22 protein-coding genes and 1 pseudogene are annotated in these 19,366 nt (G+C 61.9%); 11 read left to right on the top strand and 12 right to left on the bottom strand.

From position 1 onward, the window contains the following. Together Q8X51_RS30130 and Q8X51_RS30125 are read right to left on the bottom strand one after the other, a co-directional pair. A partial coding sequence (locus Q8X51_RS30130; RefSeq protein ID WP_407694994.1) for an SDR family NAD(P)-dependent oxidoreductase occupies window positions 1-647 on the bottom strand: 647 nt, incomplete at its 3' end. A gap of 21 nt (window positions 648-668) precedes the next feature. Then, window positions 669-1,979 carry an ABC transporter substrate-binding protein gene (locus Q8X51_RS30125; protein ID WP_065924394.1) on the bottom strand — a complete coding sequence of 437 codons (1,311 nt, stop codon included), beginning with the start codon at window positions 1,977-1,979 and terminating at the stop codon, window positions 669-671. Window positions 1,980-2,189: 210 nt separating this feature from the next. Between Q8X51_RS30125 and Q8X51_RS30120 the strand changes: the two genes are divergently transcribed. From Q8X51_RS30120 to Q8X51_RS30110, 3 genes are all read left to right on the top strand, one after another. Then, the gene (locus tag Q8X51_RS30120; protein WP_065924393.1) at window positions 2,190-3,128 is read left to right on the top strand and encodes an AraC family transcriptional regulator; all 939 of its coding nucleotides are present in this window, start codon (window positions 2,190-2,192) and stop codon (window positions 3,126-3,128) included. A 155-nt stretch (window positions 3,129-3,283) separates the two neighbouring features. Continuing rightward, a complete protein-coding gene (locus Q8X51_RS30115) occupies window positions 3,284-4,231 on the top strand; it encodes a nucleoside-specific channel-forming protein Tsx (protein ID WP_407694794.1) in 948 nt (315 codons plus the stop codon). Window positions 4,232-4,245: 14 nt separating this feature from the next. After that, on the top strand, window positions 4,246-5,274 hold the full coding sequence (locus Q8X51_RS30110) for a purine-nucleoside phosphorylase (RefSeq protein WP_407694795.1): 1,029 nt from the start codon (window positions 4,246-4,248) through the stop codon (window positions 5,272-5,274). Between the two features lie 16 nt (window positions 5,275-5,290). On the opposite strand, the gene Q8X51_RS30105 is transcribed toward Q8X51_RS30110, so the two are convergent. The 3 genes from Q8X51_RS30105 to Q8X51_RS30095 all read right to left on the bottom strand — a co-directional run bounded on the left by Q8X51_RS30105 (window position 5,291) and on the right by Q8X51_RS30095 (window position 7,300). Beyond that, entirely contained in the window at window positions 5,291-6,250 is a 960-nt protein-coding gene (locus Q8X51_RS30105) for a quinone oxidoreductase family protein (RefSeq protein ID WP_065949038.1), read from the bottom strand. Between the two features lie 30 nt (window positions 6,251-6,280). Next, window positions 6,281-6,454 (bottom strand): DUF1427 family protein, encoded by a 174-nt coding sequence (locus Q8X51_RS30100; RefSeq protein ID WP_017849167.1) that lies wholly within the window; start codon window positions 6,452-6,454, stop codon window positions 6,281-6,283. Between the two features lie 69 nt (window positions 6,455-6,523). Continuing rightward, the gene (locus Q8X51_RS30095; RefSeq protein WP_065924389.1) at window positions 6,524-7,300 is read right to left on the bottom strand and encodes an AraC family transcriptional regulator; all 777 of its coding nucleotides are present in this window, start codon (window positions 7,298-7,300) and stop codon (window positions 6,524-6,526) included. Window positions 7,301-7,416: 116 nt separating this feature from the next. On the opposite strand from Q8X51_RS30095, the gene Q8X51_RS30090 reads away from it, so the two are divergent. Together Q8X51_RS30090 and Q8X51_RS30085 are read left to right on the top strand one after the other, a co-directional pair. Continuing rightward, the gene (locus Q8X51_RS30090) at window positions 7,417-7,659 is read left to right on the top strand and encodes a DUF6555 family protein (protein WP_065924388.1); all 243 of its coding nucleotides are present in this window, start codon (window positions 7,417-7,419) and stop codon (window positions 7,657-7,659) included. A gap of 16 nt (window positions 7,660-7,675) precedes the next feature. Then, window positions 7,676-7,939: a hypothetical protein gene (locus Q8X51_RS30085; protein WP_027607511.1), complete on the top strand. Its 264-nt coding sequence runs from the start codon at window positions 7,676-7,678 to the stop codon at window positions 7,937-7,939. A gap of 44 nt (window positions 7,940-7,983) precedes the next feature. Here Q8X51_RS30085 and Q8X51_RS30080 read toward each other — a convergent pair whose 3' ends face one another. The 3 genes from Q8X51_RS30080 to Q8X51_RS30070 all read right to left on the bottom strand — a co-directional run bounded on the left by Q8X51_RS30080 (window position 7,984) and on the right by Q8X51_RS30070 (window position 9,188). After that, window positions 7,984-8,154: a metallothionein gene (locus tag Q8X51_RS30080; protein ID WP_074846300.1), complete on the bottom strand. Its 171-nt coding sequence runs from the start codon at window positions 8,152-8,154 to the stop codon at window positions 7,984-7,986. A gap of 88 nt (window positions 8,155-8,242) precedes the next feature. Continuing rightward, a complete protein-coding gene (locus tag Q8X51_RS30075) occupies window positions 8,243-8,695 on the bottom strand; it encodes a DMT family transporter (protein WP_065924387.1) in 453 nt (150 codons plus the stop codon). 4 nt (window positions 8,696-8,699) lie between these two features. Next, complete coding sequence (locus tag Q8X51_RS30070) at window positions 8,700-9,188, bottom strand: DMT family transporter (protein ID WP_027607513.1); 489 nt, start codon at window positions 9,186-9,188, stop codon at window positions 8,700-8,702. Window positions 9,189-9,305: 117 nt separating this feature from the next. Between Q8X51_RS30070 and Q8X51_RS30065 the strand changes: the two genes are divergently transcribed. The 3 genes from Q8X51_RS30065 to Q8X51_RS30055 all read left to right on the top strand — a co-directional run bounded on the left by Q8X51_RS30065 (window position 9,306) and on the right by Q8X51_RS30055 (window position 11,088). After that, entirely contained in the window at window positions 9,306-10,238 is a 933-nt protein-coding gene (locus Q8X51_RS30065) for a LysR family transcriptional regulator (RefSeq protein WP_407694796.1), read from the top strand. A gap of 116 nt (window positions 10,239-10,354) precedes the next feature. After that, window positions 10,355-10,714: a type II toxin-antitoxin system Phd/YefM family antitoxin gene (locus tag Q8X51_RS30060; protein WP_235865582.1), complete on the top strand. Its 360-nt coding sequence runs from the start codon at window positions 10,355-10,357 to the stop codon at window positions 10,712-10,714. After that, window positions 10,711-11,088, top strand: a complete 378-nt coding sequence (locus Q8X51_RS30055; protein ID WP_065924386.1) for a type II toxin-antitoxin system VapC family toxin — start codon at window positions 10,711-10,713, stop codon at window positions 11,086-11,088. The genes Q8X51_RS30060 and Q8X51_RS30055 overlap by 4 nt, the downstream gene beginning before the upstream one ends. A 21-nt stretch (window positions 11,089-11,109) precedes the next feature. Here the strand turns inward: Q8X51_RS30055 and Q8X51_RS30050 are convergent, their stop codons facing one another. From Q8X51_RS30050 to Q8X51_RS30040, 3 genes are all read right to left on the bottom strand, one after another. Continuing rightward, window positions 11,110-12,429 carry an Nramp family divalent metal transporter gene (locus Q8X51_RS30050; protein WP_065924385.1) on the bottom strand — a complete coding sequence of 440 codons (1,320 nt, stop codon included), beginning with the start codon at window positions 12,427-12,429 and terminating at the stop codon, window positions 11,110-11,112. Window positions 12,430-12,470: 41 nt separating this feature from the next. Next, window positions 12,471-14,024 (bottom strand): DUF726 domain-containing protein, encoded by a 1,554-nt coding sequence (locus Q8X51_RS30045; RefSeq protein ID WP_407694797.1) that lies wholly within the window; start codon window positions 14,022-14,024, stop codon window positions 12,471-12,473. A gap of 93 nt (window positions 14,025-14,117) precedes the next feature. Beyond that, the gene (locus Q8X51_RS30040) at window positions 14,118-14,900 is read right to left on the bottom strand and encodes an AraC family transcriptional regulator (protein WP_065924383.1); all 783 of its coding nucleotides are present in this window, start codon (window positions 14,898-14,900) and stop codon (window positions 14,118-14,120) included. Window positions 14,901-15,004: 104 nt separating this feature from the next. Here Q8X51_RS30040 and Q8X51_RS30035 point away from each other — a divergent pair, with 104 nt between their 5' ends. The 3 genes and pseudogenes from Q8X51_RS30035 (at window position 15,005) to Q8X51_RS30025 (ending at window position 18,411) form a co-directional block, all read left to right on the top strand. Continuing rightward, a complete protein-coding gene (locus tag Q8X51_RS30035) occupies window positions 15,005-15,862 on the top strand; it encodes an EamA family transporter (RefSeq protein WP_407694798.1) in 858 nt (285 codons plus the stop codon). Window positions 15,863-15,988: 126 nt separating this feature from the next. Beyond that, window positions 15,989-17,784, top strand: a pseudogene (locus Q8X51_RS30030) (monovalent cation:proton antiporter-2 (CPA2) family protein). A gap of 72 nt (window positions 17,785-17,856) precedes the next feature. Next, on the top strand, window positions 17,857-18,411 hold the full coding sequence (locus Q8X51_RS30025) for a hypothetical protein (protein ID WP_065924380.1): 555 nt from the start codon (window positions 17,857-17,859) through the stop codon (window positions 18,409-18,411). A gap of 235 nt (window positions 18,412-18,646) precedes the next feature. Here the strand turns inward: Q8X51_RS30025 and Q8X51_RS30020 are convergent, their stop codons facing one another. Then, complete coding sequence (locus Q8X51_RS30020; protein ID WP_407694800.1) at window positions 18,647-19,366, bottom strand: alpha/beta hydrolase; 720 nt, start codon at window positions 19,364-19,366, stop codon at window positions 18,647-18,649.

The following is a 19,366-nucleotide window of genomic DNA, read 5'->3' as shown; positions in this document are numbered from 1 at the left end:
GGCGAGCATTGGGACGGGGTGGATGCGTTGTTCGCCAGGCCTTCATGCCTGGCGAACAACGCATCCACCCCGTCCCAATGCTCGCCATCCACCACGCCCGGGGCAATGGCGTTGACGTTGATGCCCTGCTTGATCAGGTTGAGCCCCGCCGATTGCGTCAGGCTGATCACTGCCGCCTTGGTCGCGCAATAGATCGCCACCAACGGCTCGCCACGCCGCCCGGCCTGGCTGGCCATGTTGATGATCTTGCCGCCGTGACCCTGGCGGATCATCTGCCGGGCGGCGGCTTGCAGGGTGAACAGCGTGCCGGCGACGTTGATCGAGAACAGCCGATCAAAGCTGTCGCGGGTGATATCGACGATGGGCGCCAGGTCGAACAGCGCCGCGTTGTTGACCAGGATGTCGAGCTTGCCGACCTGGGCGACCACGGCGGCAATCGCGCTGTCGATGGAAGCCTGGTCGGTGACGTCCATCGCTACCGCGTAGGCCTGTGGGCCAAGCTCGGCGGCAGTGGCTTGGGCCCGTTGCAGGTTGATGTCGGCGATGGCGACGGTCGCGCCTTCAGCGATATAGGCCTGGGCAAACGCGCGGCCAATCCCGCGCGCCGATCCGGTGATCAGCGCGCTCTTACCTTCGAGTCGTTTCATAAGGCAGGTGTCCTTTGAACATTATTTGGGATAGCCGGCGCGTTTCATTTCGCGCTCGGTGGTGGACTGCGCCTGGAGCAACGCCTGCTCGACCGACATGCCGCCCGTCAGCGCCGCCGAGAACAGCTTGCCGACGGACGTGCCGATGGCCTGGAACTCGGGGATGGTCACGTACTGGATGCCCACGTACGGCACGGGTTTGGCCGACGGGTGCGCGGGGTCGGCGTGCCGCATCATCTCCAGGGTCACCTGGGCAAACGGTGCGGCCTGGAGGTACGACGCGTTATAGGTGGACTGGCGGGTGCCAGGCGGTACGTTGGTGATGCCTTCTTTATCGGCGACCAACTGGATGTAGTCCTTGGACGTGGCCCAGGCGATAAAGGCCTTGGCGGCGTCCTTGTGCGTGGACGTGGCCGGGATGGCCAGCGACCAGGCGTACAGCCAGGAGGAGCCTTTGTCGGTGACTTCGGTGGGGGCCGCGGCGAAGCCTACGCTGTCGGCGACCTTGCTCTGGCTCTTGTCGGTGGTGAAGGAGCCGGCGACGCTGGCATCGACCCAGATCGCGCACTTGCCGCTGTTGAACAACGCCAGGGTTTCGTTGAAGCCGTTGCTGGACACGCCGGGCGGGCCGTATTGCTTGAGGGTGTTGACGTAGAAGTTGGCGGCGGCGGTCCATTCGGGACTGGTCAACTCAGGCTTCCACTGCTCATCGAACCAACGCGCACCGAAGGCGTTGGCCATGGTGCTCAGCAACGCGATGTTCTCGCCCCAACCGGCCTTGCCGCGCAGGCACATGCCGTATTGGCCGTTGTTCTTGTCGGTGAGCTTGGCGGCGAATTCACCGAGCTGCGTCCAGGTCGGGTGCGCCGGCATGCTCAGGCCGGCCTGCTTGAACAGGTCGGTGCGGTAGTAGGTGACGGTGCTTTCCCCGTAGAACGGCAAGGCATACAGGGTGCCGTTGACCGACAGGCCCTGGCGCACCGAGGGGAAGATATCGTCGGCGTCGTAATCGGCCGGCAATTGGGTCAGTGGTTCCAGCCAGCGCTTGGCGCCCCACAGCGGGGTTTCGTAGGTGCCGATGGTGAGCACATCGAACTGGCCGCCCTGGGTGGCGATATCGGTGGTGAGGCGCTGGCGCAGCACGTTTTCTTCCAGCACCACCCAGTTGAGCTGGATGTCCGGGTGCTGCTGCTCGAACACCTTGGAGAGGCGTTGCATGCGGATCATGTCGCTGTTATTGACAGTAGCGATGGTCACGGTGTCGGCTGCCTGGCTGGGCAAAGCCAAGGCCAGGCCGGAAAGCAGGAACAACGCTTGCGGAATCTTGGACATAGCGGTTTCCACCTGTTGTTTTTGTTGTTGAGGGCCGATTACAGCAGCTTGGGCCTAGCCCTCACAAACGCATGGCGCATGCGCGGCTGATACTTTTTTAACCGCTGGCTCAGGATCAAAAAAGTATCAGTGCCGGGCGAAACCTGGGGTAGCGCAGGTAGTGCCACCCGCGTATTTTGAGGCGACTGCACCCATAGAAGAGGCATCACCATGCCCGTCAGTCGCGCCAAGCTGTTCGAACACCGCCCCGCCGAGCTTGAGGTGATCCTGCCCGAGCCGCAGCACTGCTTTCGCTGGTTCGAGCACGACTACCCTTACGATCTGGCGCGCTGGAACCACCACCCCGAATTCGAAATCCACCTGATTCGCCAGGGCAGCGGCAAGTTGGTGGCGGGCGACTATATCGGTGCGTTCAGTGCCGGGCATGTGGCGCTGATCGGCCCGGACCTGCCCCACGACTGGATCGGCGAACTGGCGCCCGGCGAACACCTGGCCGGCCGTGACGTGGTGCTGCAATTCGACGGCGCCGCCCTCCTCGCCCTGCGCGACACCCTGCCGGAACTCGGCGACTTGCACGCGCTGTTCGAACAGGCCCGGCGCGGCCTGGAATTCAGCGGCGACACCGCCGTGCAGGCCGCACGCTTGATGGAGGCCATCGGCAACGCCCACGGCCTGCAACGGCTGACCCTGTTCCTGCAACTGCTCGACAGCCTGAAAAACGCTCCGGCGCAGCAGGTAAAGGCCCTGGCCAGCCCCTGTTACGCCCCGACCCTGGACGCACGCAGCGCCGAGCGCATCAACAAGGCCTTCGACTACCTGATGCGCGAACTCACCGGCGACGTGCGCCTCTCGGTCATCGCCCAACAGTTGGACATGAGCGAACCGGGCTTCTCACGTTTCTTCAAGCGCAACACGGGCCATGGGTTTATCGACCTGATGCGCAAATTCCGCGTGCAACGCGCCTGTCGGTTATTGCTGCAAAGCGAGATGTCGGTGGCGGATATTTGTTTTGAAGTGGGCTACGCCAACCTGTCCAACTTCAACCGGCACTTTCGGATCGAGATGCACCAGACGCCCAGTGAATATCGCCGCGAACCGCCGATACACCTGTTCAACCCCATCGAGAAAATGACACCCAGTCATTTCTGATCAAAAGGTCGAGTAATTCGGCTTTTTTCCATGACATTCAATCCATTAAGCAAAGTTGGTACAGCCTGTGCAACCGTTTGCGGTACGAACTTGACCGCCAAGTTCACCACGACCCGATGAATCGGGTTCAAACCGCGTACGAATAGGGACTTTCAATGCACCCCACCTCAAAGCCCCGTGCCTGCTTTGGTGTTTCCTTTCTACTGGCCGCCGTAACGGGAGTACTCAGCGCGCCCATTTTGGCGCAGGAAAAATCCGTGGATGACTCAGCACAGGGCGAAACCCTGAGCCCTGAGGCCAGCCCGGCGAAAAAAGGCGTCTATCTGTCGGAATGGTTCAACCAGGATCTGACACTGATCGGCAGTAAAGACATCAGCTTCGGCCCCAAGCCCCAGAATGATGTCTACCTGGAATACGAGTACTTCGGCCGCAAGGGGCCCTTCGAGTTGTACGGCTACATCGACGTGCCGAAGATCCTCGGCATCGGCAACAGTAACGACAAAGGCGCGTGGGACCATGGCTCGCCGGTCTTCATGGAGCACGAGCCGCGTATCTCCATCGACTACCTGGCCGGACGCAGCCTGGCCATCGGCCCGTTCAAGGAATGGTATGTGGCGTTCGACTGGATCTACGACCACGGCAGCAATAAGGCCAACCGCGCCAACACCCTGTACAGCGGCCTCGGTACGGACATCGACACCCATTCGCGAGTCAACTTGTCGGCGAACTTCTACGGGCGTTACCAGTGGGAAAACTACGGCGCCAGCAATGAGTATTCCTGGGATGGCTACCGCGCGCAGATGAAATACATCGTGCCCATCGGCAAGTTCGACAACGGTGCGTCGCTGACCTATATCGGTTTCACCAACTACGATTTCGGCTCGGACCTGCACAAGGACAACCCGGCGCGCACCGCCAACGCCCTGGTGGCAACCAACGTGCTGCTGTATTCCTTCACCCACCTGCGCTTCACCCTGGTCGGTCGTTATTTTCATAACGGCGGCAACTGGGAAGATGGCAGTGAGTTGAACTTCGGCGAGGGTAACTTCCGCGCCCGCTCCGACGGCTGGGGTTATTACGCCGGCGTGGGCTACCAATTCTGATCAAGGAGTATTAGATGAATACATTTACCCGTCTTTCGCTGGCCGTCGGCCTTGCCCTGCTGCCCCATGTAGTGCTGGCTGATTCTGCTGCCCCCATCAAGCCCAAGGTGATGCTGATCACCATGTTCGCCCCCGAGGCGCAAACCTGGATCGACCGCCTGGAACTCAAGCAGGAAGTGCCCGTGCCGGGCCTGTCCGCCGAATACCCGGTGATCCGCTGCAACACCCGGGACGTGTGCCTGCTGGTGACCGGCATGGGCCAGACCAACGCCGCCGCGTCCACCCTGGCCCTGGCGTTGTCGCCCAAGTTCGACCTGCGCCAGAGCTATTTCCTGATCGCCGGGATTGCCGGGATCAGCCCGAAACACGGCACCATCGGCACTGCCGCCTGGGCCCACTACCTGGTGGAGTTCGGCACCCAGTGGGAGCTGGATTCGCGGGATGCGCCCAAGGATTGGCCGACCGGCTACCTTGGTATCAACACCAAGGGGCCCAACGAAAAGCCGCCGCTGGACTACAAGACCGAAGTGTTTGAACTGAACCCCAAGCTGCAGGCCAAGGCGTTCGCCCTGTCGCACACAGTCGAACTTACGGAAAGCAAAGAGTCCGCCGCCTGGCGCAAACACTACCCCGCCGCGCCCGCCAACCAGCCGCCGCAAGTCACCCGCTGCGACACCCTGGCGGGCAATACCTGGTTCTCCGGTACGCGCCTGAGCGAACGCGCCGAGGTGTGGACCAAGTTGCTCACGGATAACAAAGGCGAGTACTGCACCACCCAACAGGAAGACAACTCCACGTACGAAGCCTTGCTGCGCGCCAGCCGCGAGGGGTTGGTGGACATCCAGCGCCTGGCCGTCGTACGTGCCGGTTCGGACTTCGACCGCCCATACCCCGGCTACAGCGAAGTCGACAACCTGCTCAAATACGCCGACCAGGGCGGGTTCGTACCGGCGCTGGAAAACCTGTACCGCACGGGGAACCCGCTGGTACAGGCGATCCTCAACAACTGGTCGGCCTGGAAAAAAGGCGTTCCAGAAGCCTAGTGCCGCTCAAAAAGTGTCAAGGCAGGAAGATGATTTTGTCCGCGCTGCCTTGGTTCACCTCCCCATAGCATTGCACCCCATCGACCAGCGCCACCTCGCGCAGGCCGGTGGGCAGCGGCAACAAGCCTTCGTCGAAAAAACGTCCGAACTGCTCCAGCATCACCGCGCACTGCTCACAGTTGTAGAGCAATGAATTGATCCCCACCACCGAGCCGCCCTTGCGATACAGGGCCAGGGCCGGCAGTTGTACGTGACCGTCCACCGGCGCGGCAATGATCGCGATGCGACCGAACGGCGCCAGGCCTGCCACGGCCGCCGGCAGCCAGAAACCGGTGGTGTCGAAGATCACATCGGCGCCGCCCTTGAACACCGCATTGACCTGCGCGCCCAGCGCCTCGGGCTTGCCCAACGCAATCGCGTCGAACCCTTGCCCCTGCAATACCTCGACCTGATCAGCCTTGCGCACCGCTGCCAACACCTGCGCACCCAGGACCCTCCCCAAGGCTAATGCCGCGCTGCCCACCGCCCCATTGGCGCCGATCACCAGCAAGCACGTGCCTTTGTCCACGCCACTGCGCTGCAGCGCATCCCAGGCCGTGGTGTAGGGCACACCCAGGCTGGCGGCCTGGGCAAAACTCAGGTGGGCAGGTTTGTGCGCCACGCCTTTGGCCGACACGGTGAGGTATTGGGCGTGGGAACCGTCGGCGAAAAAGCCCAGGTCGCGACCGGTGCCCCAGACCTCCTGCCCCACCAGCGCCTGCGGACCTTGCACCACCACGCCGGCGAAGTCGCGGCCAGGTATGCGCGGCACGGTGGTGTAGGGGAAACGCCCGAGTACGTTCTTCACGTCGCTGGGGTTGAGGCCCGCCGCCTTGATCCGTACCAGCACTTGATCGGCGGCCGGCACCGGCGTCGCGACGTCGACGAAGCTCAGGGCGGCAAGGTCGCCAGTGGTGGAAAATTGCAGTGCTTTCATTGCCAGTATCCATCGAAGGGAGAAAAGGAATCAGGACAACCAACCGCTGACCAACTGCCGGCCCATGGGCCAGAGTTTTTCGCCGAGCAGCATGCCCATCAGGCCCACCAGCGCAATGGCAGGCGGTGCGGGCGAACGGAAGTCCAGCGCGCCGTAGATCACGCCGACAAAGAGGCCAATGGCAAGGGAGATCAGGTAACTCATGGGGGCGACGCCTGTTGGGTTGATGGGCTTAGTGTAGGGAGCCCATCCCGGCAGCATCGGCCAAGGGCTTCAGGATTTCGGCCAACTCACGTACTGGGAAGGCGCCATCCCCAGTTCACGCCGGAACATGTCGCTGAAACTGCTCGGCGAATAGCCCAGGGAACGCGCGACAGCACTGACCGACTGGCCCTGGATCAGCTCGGCCACCGCCGTGGCCAATTGCACCTGGCGGCGCCATTCGGCAAAGCCCATGCCCAGGTGGTGCTGGAACAGTCGCGCCAAGGTGCGCACGCTGGCACCTGCCGCTTCCGCATGCTGCTCGAAAGGAATCTCCAGGGACGGCGCCGCCATGACCGCCTGGCACGCGCTGATCAGCCGGCGATCGGCCTCCACCGGCATGGCGATACGGATCTGCGAGCGGCGTGCCCGTTGCAACTCCAGCAGGGCCAGGCCGACCAAGGCGGCGTAATATCCCTCGTCACCGCTGTCGCCCTGTTCCACCAGCGTGACGATCAACTCACGCAGCAGCCCACCGACTTCAATCACTTGCACCTGGCTGTCCAATGTCGCCGCCAAGGCCGGACGCAAGTAGATATTGCGCATCTGCAAATCCGACACCACCCGGATGCCGTGCTCCACGCCCGGCGGCAGCCAGACCGCGCGCTGGGGCGGTACCACCAGGGCTTCACGAGGCGTCTCGACCCACATCACGCCGCTCATGGCATAGAGCAATTGGCCCCAGTCGTGGCGATGGGGCTCCACGTACAGGCCACGCGGGTAGGTGCGCGCCAAGGGTTGCACGGGGACGGCGTGATCACTGAGGTCGGGGGGTGCGGCCAGGGCCATGGGGAGCACATCTATCGGGAGTCAGCCGCCATGGTAATGACCACCGCCGGACAATCCGAGTGAATTTTTGCTGCCGAGGGCGATCACTTGCTTACACCACCAGGGTTGAGGGGCCAATGAATAACGCAAAACTGTTTGTGATCGACTACACCCTTCATGAGGAAGCCAAGTCATTCATTATTCGTCTGGAAAAGCTGGATACCTTGGAGGCCTGGCATTGGGCAAGCTGTGACGCCGGCGTGGGCCGTATCGGCCGTTTCGCCCGCGAGCGGGTGAAGAAAACCAGCCAGGAACAGGCCGAGAAATTCGGCATAAAAAACGTTCAATGGCGCCGCTCGGATGCGCGCGCCCAGGCTTGATCAAGGAGAAATGAGCATGGATTCAATCAACGGCAAGGCGCGCATCGATTACACCCGGGACACGTTGTTCGGGCCATTGGCCAAGCATGTCGAGTGCCAGGTGAGCGTGCAGCATAAGCCCGGCTGGCTGGTGCTGAAGGTGTTCCAGCCGCTGCCGGACGATTTGCATGATGCGCAGACCCTGGTGCTGGCCCTCGAAGGTCGACGAACCAGCGGCGTGGTAAAAGACAGCCGGCGCTTGTCCGACCACAGCCTGCGCCTGGAGCTGGAACCCCAGTAATCGATACGCAGGGAGCCCGCTATTCAGGCTCCCTGCGAACGTATTCAGCCTTTAGCCGACTTGGCGCACTCGCACCCCGTCGCCGCCGCACAAGGCTCGCCATGGGCATGGTGCTCGGCGCAGCCCTGGCAGCAATAGCCCTTACCGTCCTTCATTACCGCATCGACGCCCAGCACACACTTGCAATGTGGGCAGGCACAGGTTTGATCAGGCATGGCCAGACTCCTTCTTCATGGTCGTCCGGTGCGGCGGTTGCCGGCACCTTAAGCAGTGACTGCCAGGCCTCGGCGATGGTTCAAACCATCAGTCGGTGCGCGTATTGCTGCGGTACATGAACACCAAGGCCAGAGCCAGACACACCATCGCCAGGATGCGGCTGCTCGACAGTTCGACAGCCGGGTTGCCCAGCCAACCGAAGTTATCGATCAGCATGCCCATGCCCAATTGCCCTGTGATCACGGCCACGGTTGCCACTGCAGTACCGACCACCGGCACGGCCCCGACCATCACCATCATGTACACCACGCCGAACAATGCACCGGTCAGTTGCCATTTGGGCACGTCCAGCAGGCTGAGGACCTGGGCCGGTTCGAAGAAGAAAATCAGCAGCGCGGTGGTGAGCGCGCCCACTGCGAACGTCAGCAGACTGCTGCGCAACACGCCCACCGCCTGGCCGAGACGACCATTGATTGCCGCCTGCACACTCAGCACCGCACCGGCAGCAATCACCAGCACCAATAACAGAATCAGATTCATCGCCTTACCCTCGTGCAATCAGAACAAGTGCCGCCACAATCAACGCCAGGGCTATCCAGCGCTCGCCATTGACCCGTTTGCGTGCGGTGCCGAACCAGCCGAAATGGTCGATCAGCACGCTCTTGCCCACCTGGCCGGACAAAATCGCGATCATGGTCATGGCAATACCGATGTGCGGCGTGGCCAGGGTCAGCACCACCACATACATCGGCCCCAGGAACCCACCGATCAGTTGCCAGCGCGGCAACTCGGACAACGCCGGGCCCTTCTGCGGGCCGCTGAACAGCAGCAGCAAAAACAGAATCGCCGAGCCGACGCCGAAGATGCTCAAGGTTGCCCATAAATGCCCCACCTGGACGCCCAATGGCCCGAGCAACCCGGCCTCCACCGACAGGCCCATGCCCGCCAGGATCACCAGCGGCAACAACAGCAACCGTAAAAGGCTGTTTTTTGGCCTGGCTTGCGCCACACCCTCGATAGAACTGGCCTGCATACATCACCTGCGCGTCAATAAAGGAAACATGGCGCGCATTATCCGGTGGCCTGCCTGTGCGATAAATGGGAGTATGCCGACAACACCTTTGCGCACTACGCACAACCCGGAGGCCTGATGCAGGGCTTGAATGAATTGAGTTTCAAGGCGCTGCGCCTGTTCGTCGCGGTGCTGGATCACGACAGCTTTTCCGAAGTGGCTCGCCGCGAAGGCCTGGCGCCCTCCTCCATCTCCCGGCAGATCCAACTGATGGAACAGGCCCTCGGCCAGCAGTTGCTCTACCGCCACACCCGCGCGGTGAGCCCCACCGAAGCCGGGCGCCTGCTGGGGCGACACGCGCGCTTGATGCTCGAACAGCTGGAAGCCGCCGGCCAGGCCCTGCAGGAACAGGAAAGCGAACCCAGCGGCCTGGTGCGCATCAACGCGCCGATGGTGTTCGGCCAGCGTCACCTGTCACCGTGGCTGGGCGAGTTATGCCGGCGCTACCCGAAGCTGCAACTGGACATCCAGCAAACCGACACCTTCGTCGACCCGCTGCAAGACGGCACCGACCTGCTGTTCCGTATCGGCGTGCTCAACGACTCCAGCATGCAGGCACGCATCTTCGCCCCCCAGCGCTTTCGCCTCGCCGCCAGCCCCGCCTACCTGGCCCGCCAGGGCACGCCCCAGCACCCCGAGGAACTGCTCCATCACCAGTGCCTGGCCTACAAGGGCATCACCGGCCAGCAACGCTGGTTCTTCCGCAAAGGCCAGGGCGACTGGACACCCTACAGCGTCAAGGGCCCGATCACCGGCAACCACGCCGACACCCTCACCCACGCCGCCGAACAAGGCCTGGGCCTGGTGGTGTTTCCGTCCTGGCTGATCGGCGAAGGCCTGCGTGCTGGCACCCTGCAAGCGGTACTGACGGAATATGAAGTGGCGACCACGCTGGAGCCGCAGCAGATCGCTGCGCTGTGGCCGGGGAGCCGACGACTGTCCCTGAAGGTGCGCACGGTGATCGATTATTTTGTGGAGTGTTTTGGGACGGTGCCGTATTGGGATCGATGAGCGGTTGAGGAATTTTCCGAGTAGTAAAAGTAGGCTCGGTCTGATTTAACGGGCCACTCTATTTTGAACCGGGTGCATTGGGGCAGACTTTGGCGATGTCTTTTTGGAGAGATGCCATGGTTTTCATGTACCCAAAGCCGTCGCGCGCTGAACGTGTGGCGGCAACCAGCGGTCGGCTCGTCTTGGATAGCTCACCCAGTTTTGGCTATATTTGGCCAAAATACGCGGAGCACCTCATGATTACCGTACCCTTGGGCGAAGCAAAGAATAACCTGTCAAAACTGGTGGATGACGCCGCCGCCGGCAAAATTATCACCATTGCCAAGCATGGACGTGCGATGGCGCAACTCGTCCCCGTGGGGAAATCCAAAGGTCAGCGAATTGGCGCGATGAAAGGAAAGCTCGTTGTCCCCGAGGACTTTGATGCGCCCCTGCCAGCCGATCTGCTGGATGCGTTTGAGGGCAGCCATCCATGAGGGTGCTGCTGGATACCCATGTTCTGCTCTGGGCACTGACTGACGACCCGAAGCTATCCAGCAAAGCCCGACGACTGATCGAGAATGCCGCAGAGATCTACGTCAGCGCGGCAACCTTCTGGGAAATGGCGATCAAGGTCGGCCTTGGAAAACTCGATGCAGACCTGGACGAAATCCGGGAATACTGCCTTGAAAGCGGTTTCGTCGAACTGCCCATCACCTCGGAACACGCGATTGCCGTCAAGGATCTTGAGCCTCATCACAAAGACCCTTTTGATCGGCTTATCGTAGCGACAGCCATCAGTGAACCGATGAGACTATTGACCGCCGATACGCAGATTGCCCAGTACACATCCTTGGCAATCCTGGTATAGCCCGCACCCACGGCCTGGAACTCAGAACACCCACTGCCCAATCAACCACGCATTGGCGCCACTGATCAGCGCAAACAGAAACCACGCCAACACCCGAGTGTGCAGGCGATTGACGAACGGCCCCATCAGCTGCTTGTCGCCGGTCATGCGGATCAACGGGTACAACGCAAACGGCAACTGCAGGCTGAGCACCACCTGGCTGAGGATCAGCAGCTTGCCAATGGCCTGGTCGCCCATCAACCACACCCCGAGAAACGCCGGGATCAGCGCCAGCCCACGGGTGATCAGGCGGCGTTGCCAGCAGGGAATGCGCAGGTTGAGGTAGCCCTCCATGATCACTTGCCCGGCGATGGTGCCGGTAAAGGTCGAGCTTTGCCCGGACGCCAGCAAGGCGATGCCGAACAGGATGCTGGCAAAGGCGCCGCCCACCAGCGGGTCGAGCAAGCGGTAGGCGTCCTGGATCTCCACCACCTCAGTGTGCCCCGTCTTGTAGAAGGCGGAGGCGGCGAGTATCAGGATCGCGGCGTTGACCAGCAGTGCCAGGGCCAGGGAGCCAATGGTGTCGATCCGGGCCAGCTTGACCGCGTCCTGTTTGCTGGCGAGGTCTTTGCCGATCAGGCGGGTTTGCACGATCGAGCTGTGCAGGTAGAGGTTATGGGGCATCACCGTGGCGCCGAGAATACCGATGGCCAGGTACAACGGCGCGGCATCGCTGATGGCCGACAGGGATGGGGTGAAGCCACTGAACACATCCGGCCAATACGGTTTGATCAGCACCAGCTCAATGAAGAAACACACGCCGATGGTCGCCACCAGCGCCAGCATGATCGCCTCCAGGCGGCGAAAACCACGGTTTTGCAGGGCCAGGACCAACAGCGTATCGAAGGCGGTGATGACAATACCGGTGGTCAGGGAAACGCCCAGCAGCAGGTGAAACGCCAGGGCGCAGCCGAGTACTTCGGCGAGGTCGGTGGCGATGATGGAGATTTCCGCCAGCACCCACTGGGTGCGTGCGGAGCGTTTGCTGTAGCGCTCACGGCACAGTTGCGCCAAGTCCTTGCCGGTAGCGATACCCAACCGCGAGCACAGGCACTGCACCGCCATCCCCGCCAGGCTGGCGAGCAATACCACGAACAACAGGCTGTAGCCGTAGCGCGACCCGGCTTCGATGGCCGTGGCCCAGTTGCCTGGGTCCATGTAGCCGATGGAGATCAGCAGGCCGGGGCCGGCGAACATCAGGATGCGCTTGAAGAAGGACGCCTTGGGGTCAACGGCAACGGAGCCGGCCACTTCCGGCGGGCAGAATGGAGCGGTAGCGATTTTCGGCAGGCTGAATTTCACGCGGTATCCCAGGCAAACATACTCGACAGGGGCTCAGCTTATCAGTCGGACGCAACCGTGCGCATCACCGTCTCCCGAGGCAGGTCAAACGCCTCCACGACCTGTACCACCAGGTCCATCTCCTGGTTCAAGGCTTCACGCTCCATGCGCTGGCGAATCACCCCGATCACCAGCACGGCCAGGGTGGTGATCGAGTACGCCGGGCCGGAAAACGCCCGTACACCGCTCACCAGCAACATCGCCGCCGCCAACGCCTGGCCGACCACCGGGATCGCGGAGGCCGCACCACGACGCAGGATAAACCCGGTCAACCCGGCCAGCGCCGTGCCGCTCAACGCCGTAGTGGCTGTTCGGCCGACATCGAAACGGCTGAACAGACCCAGCTCCTTTTGCGCCGCCGCCTTGAGTTCAGCGTCGAATACCTGGCGGTCGGCGTGGCTGAGTTTGTCCTTGTACTGCTCGAGCAGTTTTTCCGCGACCTGGGCTTCGAGGTCAGCCAGTGCCACCGTTTCAACGGGCTCGGCAAACTTGATTCCCAGTCGCTGCGCCACCTCTTCGGCAATCTGCCGATAGTTCACGCCATGGCCACGGGCAAGGTTCATAAAGCTGTCGCCGCCCATGCGCTGCAACTCGATGGCCAGCTTGAGCGGCTCGCGTACCGTGGCGTCAATCGACGCACTGCGCTTTTGCGCCATCAATTCGGCCAGGAACGCCAGCTCCTCCGGCCGCGCCTGCACCAGGGCCGCAAGCAAGTCGGTGTCCTCTTCGGCAAAGCGTACCTCGCTGCTGCGCTGGTCGGCGCGGATCACGCCGCGCCGCTCATGCAAGAGGTCGGTGTACTGCACCACGGTCTGCAACTGCGGCCAGTACGCGGCATGATCAAAGGTAGCCAGGTGCACATTGGTAACCTTGGCCTTGAGTGCCGGCGTCACCGGGATCGCATACCGGCCGATGCACCGCTCGGTGTCCGGCTTCATGGCCAGGGCCCAGTCCTTGCTGGAGTGGCAATTGATCACCCGCCCCTTGAGCGGCGCACACACCTCATCCCAAGGGCTGGACGTACAGATCGCTCCGCCCATCAACAGCAGGTTGTCCAACGGCAGTTCCCGTGCGGTATCCGGGCTGGCAAGCAGGCTCTTGACCAGAATCCGCGCCCCCAGGGAATGCCCGATCAGGTTGATACGCCGCACCTGCAGCGTCTCGCCATGCAGGTAGCTGGCCAGCTCCGGCAGTAAGCTCCTGGCCACTTCCTCCACCCGCGCCTCGACGCTTTTGTAGTGGTCGAGAAAATAGGCAATCGCCTTGCCCACGCCGACGGTCGCGGCACCGATGCTGCCACCACCCAGCATCGCGGCGATCACCTCCTTGAAGGGCGCAAACAGGTTTTCCAGAAAATGCCCCGCCGGCCAGAACAGCATCAGGTTGGTCGAACCCTCGATACCCGCCAGCTGTTGCTTGAAATTGCCCAGCTGTTGCCGGTTAAAGAACGCCGAGTAACCGTGAACATAGAGATTGAGCACATCGCCCTGAGGCTCGCCGCACAATACGAACGTGGGCTTGCGGGTGCGGTGCATTTCATCCCACTGGTGCTGCATGGGCCGGTGACTCCTGGTAACGAGGGACGGCGATAATAACAAAGGGAGGCCTGTAGAACGGTGAATCCTGACCGGCGTGGCGGTCGCGAAGGCTCAGAACTGCGCCGCAGCCTTTGATTTGGCCAGGTAGCGCGCCGGCGAATCCCCCAGGTTGCGCCGGAACACGGAGGTGAATGCACTGGAACTGCTGAACCCCAATTCGAACGCGACATCGGTGATGGACGTGCCATGGCTTAGCCGTGCGGTGGCTTCCAATAGGCACACCTGCTGGCGCCAGGACACGAACGTCATCCCCGTGCCCTCGTAGAAATGGCGGGTGAAGGTGCGCCGACTCATGTTCGACCAATCAGCCATCTCGTCGAGGGTGATTTTCTGCGTGGGCGCATCCAGGAAGCGCTGACACGCTCGCGCCAGCCGCGGCTCGCACGGCAATGGCGCGCTGAGTGGCAGCTCGGGCATGGCTCCGATTTCATCAATCAACAGCGTCAGCACGCAGTGATGCCTCACGCTGGGTAATGCCGAGGAGTCGATAGCCAGCGCCGCCTCCAGTAAATGCCTGAGCAGGGGCGACACTTCAAACACCTGGCAGCGGTCCTGCAACCGCGCCCGCTTAGCGGCATCGGTGTCCAGGTAGGTATTGAGCATCACCACATCCCCGCGCATATGCATTTCATGGGGCACACCACCCGGCACCCAGATCGCCCGTTGCGGCGGTACCACCCAGTTGCCGAGATCGGTGAACATTTTCAGCGCGCCGGTGGAGGCATAGGCGAACTGCCCACGTGAGTGCGTGTGCCGCTCAAAGACGGTGCCGCAAGGGTATTCGCGCAGCGTTACCACGGCTTCTGGGCTGGCGGAATCAAAGGTCGGAATCATGGCCCGATTCTGTCAAAAGATGGCCTTGCATAGCAAGCGGGCCAACCCGCCACTCCCCTAACATCAACGCCCTCGAAAAAGCGTCATGACCAAGGGAACATTCCATGCTGAAAAAACACCTGGCGCTAGCCGTGCTCGTCACCCTGGTATGGGGGGTGAATTTCCCCATCACCAAACTCGGCCTGCGCTCGGTCGACCCTTTTGTCCTCACGGGCATCCGCTTTTCCCTCGCCGCCCTGCCGCTGGTGTTCTTCATCAAGCGCCCCGCCGTCAAATTCAGCTACGTAGCCGCCTACGGCGTCATCTTCGGGCTGGGTATGTGGGGCGTGATCAACTATGGCATCGAGAGGGGTGTGAGCCCCGGCATCGCGTCATTGATCATTCAACTCAGCGTATTTTTCACCATGGGCTGGGGTTGCGTGTTGTTCAGGGAAACACTCCGCGGGACGCAAATGGCGGGGGCATTTATGGCCCTGATCGGCCTGGCAGCTATCATCTCCACCCGAGAAGGCAGCCACGCAGTGCTGGGTGTGATGTTGATCGTACTCAGTGCGCTGGCCTGGAGCGTGGGTAACGTCATCATCAAGAAGTCGGGGGTCACTGAGGTCTTCTCGTTCATGGTGTGGGCCAGCCTGTTTCCGCCGATCCCGTTATTTCTCATGGCTTGGCTGATGCATGGCAGCGCGCCGTTCGAAGGCTTGCAATCCAGCCTCGACATCATGGCGATCCTGTCCATTCTGTTTCAGGTGTACCTGGCGACGCACTTTGCCTACTGGGGCTGGAACTCGCTGCTCAAGCTGTACCCGGTGTCCACGGTGGCGCCACTGTCGTTGTTGATTCCGGTGTTCGGGATCAGCAGTTCGATGCTGCTGATTGGCGAGCGCGTTCCCGCGCCAGACCTGATCTCGATTGCGATCATCATCGTCGGCCTGGCCGTGGGTTTATACCGCAAGCCGGTGTGAACCGCCCGCCGCCAGACACACACTGGCGTGTTGTCCCCTCAAACGCAGCAAAAACACAATTTTCGAAAGGTAAAAAGCGCTCTAATACCCTCCTGTCGATTGGTTTTAAAGATCCTGGAGTTCGCAATGCCCCATGAAGGCAATCTGTTACAAGCAGCCGTGGTGTTCCTGCTCGCCGCCGTGCTGACCGTGCCCCTGGCCAAGCGCCTGCAATTGGGCGCGGTGCTGGGCTATCTGTTTGCCGGCGTGATCATCGGTCCGTCGGTGTTGGGCCTGATTGGCAACCCGCAAAGCGTCGCGCAGTTCTCCGAACTGGGCGTGGTGTTGCTGCTGTTTATCATCGGCCTGGAGCTGTCGCCCAAGCGTTTATGGGTGATGCGCAAGGCGGTATTTGGCGTCGGCCTGGCCCAGGTGCTGCTCACCGGCCTGGTCATGGGAGCGGTGGCGTTGTGGCTGTTTGGCCAGTCGTGGAACAGCGCAATCGTGCTCGGCCTTGGCCTGGCGCTGTCGTCCACCGCGTTCGGCCTGCAAAGCCTGGCCGAGCGCAAGGAGCTGAACCAGCCCCACGGGCGCCTGGCGTTTGCGATCCTGCTGTTCCAGGATATCGCCGCGATCCCGTTGATTGCCATGGTGCCGCTGCTGGCCGGCAGCGATCATCCGACCACCGAAGCCCAGGGCCTGCAACACGTCCTGCAGATCCTCGGCAGTATTGCCGTGGTGATCATCGGCGGCCGCTACCTTCTGCGGCCGGTGTTTCGCATCGTCGCCAAGACCGGCCTGCGCGAAGTGTCCACCGCCACCGCCCTGTTGGTGGTGATCGGCACCGCCTGGCTGATGGAACTGGTGGGTGTGTCCATGGCCCTCGGCGCCTTCCTCGCCGGCCTGCTGCTGGCGGACTCGGAGTACCGCCACGAACTGGAATCCCAGATCGAGCCGTTCAAGGGCCTGCTGCTGGGGCTGTTCTTTATCAGCGTGGGCATGGGCGCCAACCTCAGCCTGCTGCTCAGATCACCGCTGGTGGTGATCGGCCTGACCCTGCTGTTGATCGGTTTGAAGCTGCCGCTGCTGTACGCCGTGGGCCGCATGGTAGGTGATCTCAACCGCGAAAGCGCCCTGCGCCTGGGTGTGGTGCTGGCGGCGGGCGGTGAGTTCGCCTTTGTGGTGTTCAAGATCGGCCGCGACCAGGGCCTGTTCGAACCGCACCTCTACGACGTGCTAGTGCTGACCATCACCCTGTCCATGGCCGTCACCCCGCTGTTGCTGCTGGTCTGCCCCAAGCTGTTCAAGCCCAAGGTCAAGCCGGTGGAAGTACCGGAGGAATACCGCACCATCGAAAGCGATGCGCCGCGCGTGGTGATCGCCGGCATGGGCCCGTCGCGCGGATCCTGCGCGCGCAGAACATCTCCTTCATCGCCCTCGACACCTCGGTGGAAACCATCGAGCTGACCCGCAGTTTCGGCGGCATGCCGGTGTTCTACGGTGATCCGCAACGTCCGGAGATCCTGCACGCCGCCAAGGTCGACCAGGCCGAGTTCTTCGTGATCGCCATGGACGACCCGGAGATCAACATCAAGACCGCCGAACTGGTGCGCAACCTCTACCCGCACATGCAGATCATCGCCCGTGCGCGTAACCGCCAGCACGTGCACCGCCTGGTGGACCTCGACGCCTCGCCGGTTCGCGAGACCTTCTACTCCAGTCTGGAAATGAGCCGTCGCACCCTGGTGGGCCTTGGGTTGACCCAGGCCCAGGCCGATGCCCGCATCACCCGCTTCAAGCACCACGACCTGCAAGTGCTCGCCGCCCAGCACGCGGTGTACGACGATGCGGCCAAGGTGATGCAAACCGCCCAGGAAGCCCGGGCGGAACTGGCGCGACTGTTTGAGATGGATCGGCTTGAGGAAGAGTCCGACAAGGTGTGAGGCTAAGGGCGAACGATATTGCGAATTTTCTGACAGAATGTGCCGCAATCTCGTTCACCCCTGGAGCGCTTCATGGCCACGTTCACCAAGACCGCTATCCTGCTGGCCCTCGCGCTGACCGCCGGCAGCGTCTTCGCCGCCGCCAAGCCGGCCACGCAAACCATTTCCACCTTGGGCGGTAAGTTCAACTTCAATCTGCCCAAGGCTTACGCCGCCGACACCCTCCCGGCCGGCAAGGCCGAGGACGGCACCGCTGATACCCAAGGCACGATGTACGCCAACCAGACCACGAAAAGCGTGGTGATCGTCGCCGAAACCGTGCGTAACGACGGGGTGAGCATCAAGGACAACGACCCGCAGTTCCTCGATGGCGCCGTGGCCGGCTTCGTCAAGGACCAGAGCGCTGCCCTGCCCGACTTCAAGAAGCTGAGCGAGAAGAAACTGACCTTCAAGGGCCTCGGCCTGCGCCAGGTGGACAGCACCGCCACCCAGGGCGGTGGCAAGACCTTGAACTCCACGTTTCTCGGCGGCTCCGGCAACCACTTGCTGGTAATCCAGGCGATCTCGCGGGCCGATGATACGAAGGGGCATGCAGAGCTGGTTAAGCAGATTACCGGCGGCAAATAACAAAGAGTCCTGACAACGCCCATCAAATGTGGGAGGGGGCTTGCCCTAATGCCAGTCAGTTAAGCGTACATCGCCTCCTGTAGGAGCGAGCTTGCTCGCGAAAAACGTCAACGATAACGCGTGCTTCCTGAATGAACGCGGCGTCTGTGAGTTTTTCGCGAGCAAGCTCGCTCCTACAAAAAGCCTTAGCTGACTGGCATTAGGGCAAGCCCCCTCCCACCTTCATTCAGCGCGCTCACTTCAAATTTGTTTCCAGCCACGCTTTCAAGTCCTGCACTTCCGCCTCACTGACGGTGTGGTTCATCCCCGGATAGCCATGAAACTCCGGCTTCAACCCAAGCCCCACCAACACCTCATTCGCCCGCGTCGCCGACGCATACGGCAGTGCCTGGTCCAGGGTGCCGTGGCCGATAAAGATCGCCAATTTGTTCAAGCGCTCATCCGGCTTCAGCTCAGCCTTGAGCACCGGCAGCACGCTGCCACTCAATGCCGCAATGCCGCGCACCAGCTGCGGGTCGCGCAAGGCCACCTCATACGACATGATCGCGCCCTGGCTGAACCCCACCAGGAACACCCGGTCAGGCCGGGTGTGATACTTGGCGGTGGCTTTGCCGACAAAGTCCTCGATCAGCTTGGCGCTGCTCTGCAAATCAGCGGTCACACCATCGTAGTCACCGTCACCCGGCGCCTTGGTAAACCAGCGAAAGCCATTCGGCTGCACCGGCGTCGGCGCACGGGCCGACAGGTAGGTCCAGGTGGACGGCAGCGCGTCCTTGATGCCAAACAGATCTTCCTCATTGCTACCGAACCCGTGCAGGAAAATCACCAGCGGCTCGTTGCGCGCATCGCCCTGGGTCTGTTCCAGGTACGCCAGCGGCAAATCGGTGTGCAGCTCGGAATCAGCGTGGGCAACGCCGGCCACCAGGGTCAGTGCGAGGGCAAGCAGTTTGAGCAT

The sequence above is a fragment of the Pseudomonas sp. Yb2C2 genome (assembly GCF_052112325.1).
GTDB classification, from domain to species: Bacteria; Pseudomonadota; Gammaproteobacteria; order Pseudomonadales; family Pseudomonadaceae; genus Aquipseudomonas; species Aquipseudomonas marginalis.
Note: the sequence above shows the minus strand (reverse complement) of the source record. Positions and strands in the feature narration are given on the sequence as shown.

Coding starts and splice junctions, on each gene's coding strand:
- Q8X51_RS30125 (WP_065924394.1), bottom strand. CDS start 1,979: ATGTCCAAGATTCCGCAAGCGTTGTTCCTGCTTTCCGGCCTGGCCTTG.
- Q8X51_RS30120 (WP_065924393.1), top strand. CDS start 2,190: ATGCCCGTCAGTCGCGCCAAGCTGTTCGAACACCGCCCCGCCGAGCTT.
- Q8X51_RS30115 (WP_407694794.1), top strand. CDS start 3,284: ATGCACCCCACCTCAAAGCCCCGTGCCTGCTTTGGTGTTTCCTTTCTA.
- Q8X51_RS30110 (WP_407694795.1), top strand. CDS start 4,246: ATGAATACATTTACCCGTCTTTCGCTGGCCGTCGGCCTTGCCCTGCTG.
- Q8X51_RS30105 (WP_065949038.1), bottom strand. CDS start 6,250: ATGAAAGCACTGCAATTTTCCACCACTGGCGACCTTGCCGCCCTGAGC.
- Q8X51_RS30100 (WP_017849167.1), bottom strand. CDS start 6,454: ATGAGTTACCTGATCTCCCTTGCCATTGGCCTCTTTGTCGGCGTGATC.
- Q8X51_RS30095 (WP_065924389.1), bottom strand. CDS start 7,300: ATGGCCCTGGCCGCACCCCCCGACCTCAGTGATCACGCCGTCCCCGTG.
- Q8X51_RS30090 (WP_065924388.1), top strand. CDS start 7,417: ATGAATAACGCAAAACTGTTTGTGATCGACTACACCCTTCATGAGGAA.
- Q8X51_RS30085 (WP_027607511.1), top strand. CDS start 7,676: ATGGATTCAATCAACGGCAAGGCGCGCATCGATTACACCCGGGACACG.
- Q8X51_RS30080 (WP_074846300.1), bottom strand. CDS start 8,154: ATGCCTGATCAAACCTGTGCCTGCCCACATTGCAAGTGTGTGCTGGGC.
- Q8X51_RS30075 (WP_065924387.1), bottom strand. CDS start 8,695: ATGAATCTGATTCTGTTATTGGTGCTGGTGATTGCTGCCGGTGCGGTG.
- Q8X51_RS30070 (WP_027607513.1), bottom strand. CDS start 9,188: ATGCAGGCCAGTTCTATCGAGGGTGTGGCGCAAGCCAGGCCAAAAAAC.
- Q8X51_RS30065 (WP_407694796.1), top strand. CDS start 9,306: ATGCAGGGCTTGAATGAATTGAGTTTCAAGGCGCTGCGCCTGTTCGTC.
- Q8X51_RS30060 (WP_235865582.1), top strand. CDS start 10,355: ATGGTTTTCATGTACCCAAAGCCGTCGCGCGCTGAACGTGTGGCGGCA.
- Q8X51_RS30055 (WP_065924386.1), top strand. CDS start 10,711: ATGAGGGTGCTGCTGGATACCCATGTTCTGCTCTGGGCACTGACTGAC.
- Q8X51_RS30045 (WP_407694797.1), bottom strand. CDS start 14,024: ATGCAGCACCAGTGGGATGAAATGCACCGCACCCGCAAGCCCACGTTC.
- Q8X51_RS30040 (WP_065924383.1), bottom strand. CDS start 14,900: ATGATTCCGACCTTTGATTCCGCCAGCCCAGAAGCCGTGGTAACGCTG.
- Q8X51_RS30035 (WP_407694798.1), top strand. CDS start 15,005: ATGCTGAAAAAACACCTGGCGCTAGCCGTGCTCGTCACCCTGGTATGG.
- Q8X51_RS30025 (WP_065924380.1), top strand. CDS start 17,857: ATGGCCACGTTCACCAAGACCGCTATCCTGCTGGCCCTCGCGCTGACC.
- Q8X51_RS30020 (WP_407694800.1), bottom strand. CDS start 19,366: ATGCTCAAACTGCTTGCCCTCGCACTGACCCTGGTGGCCGGCGTTGCC.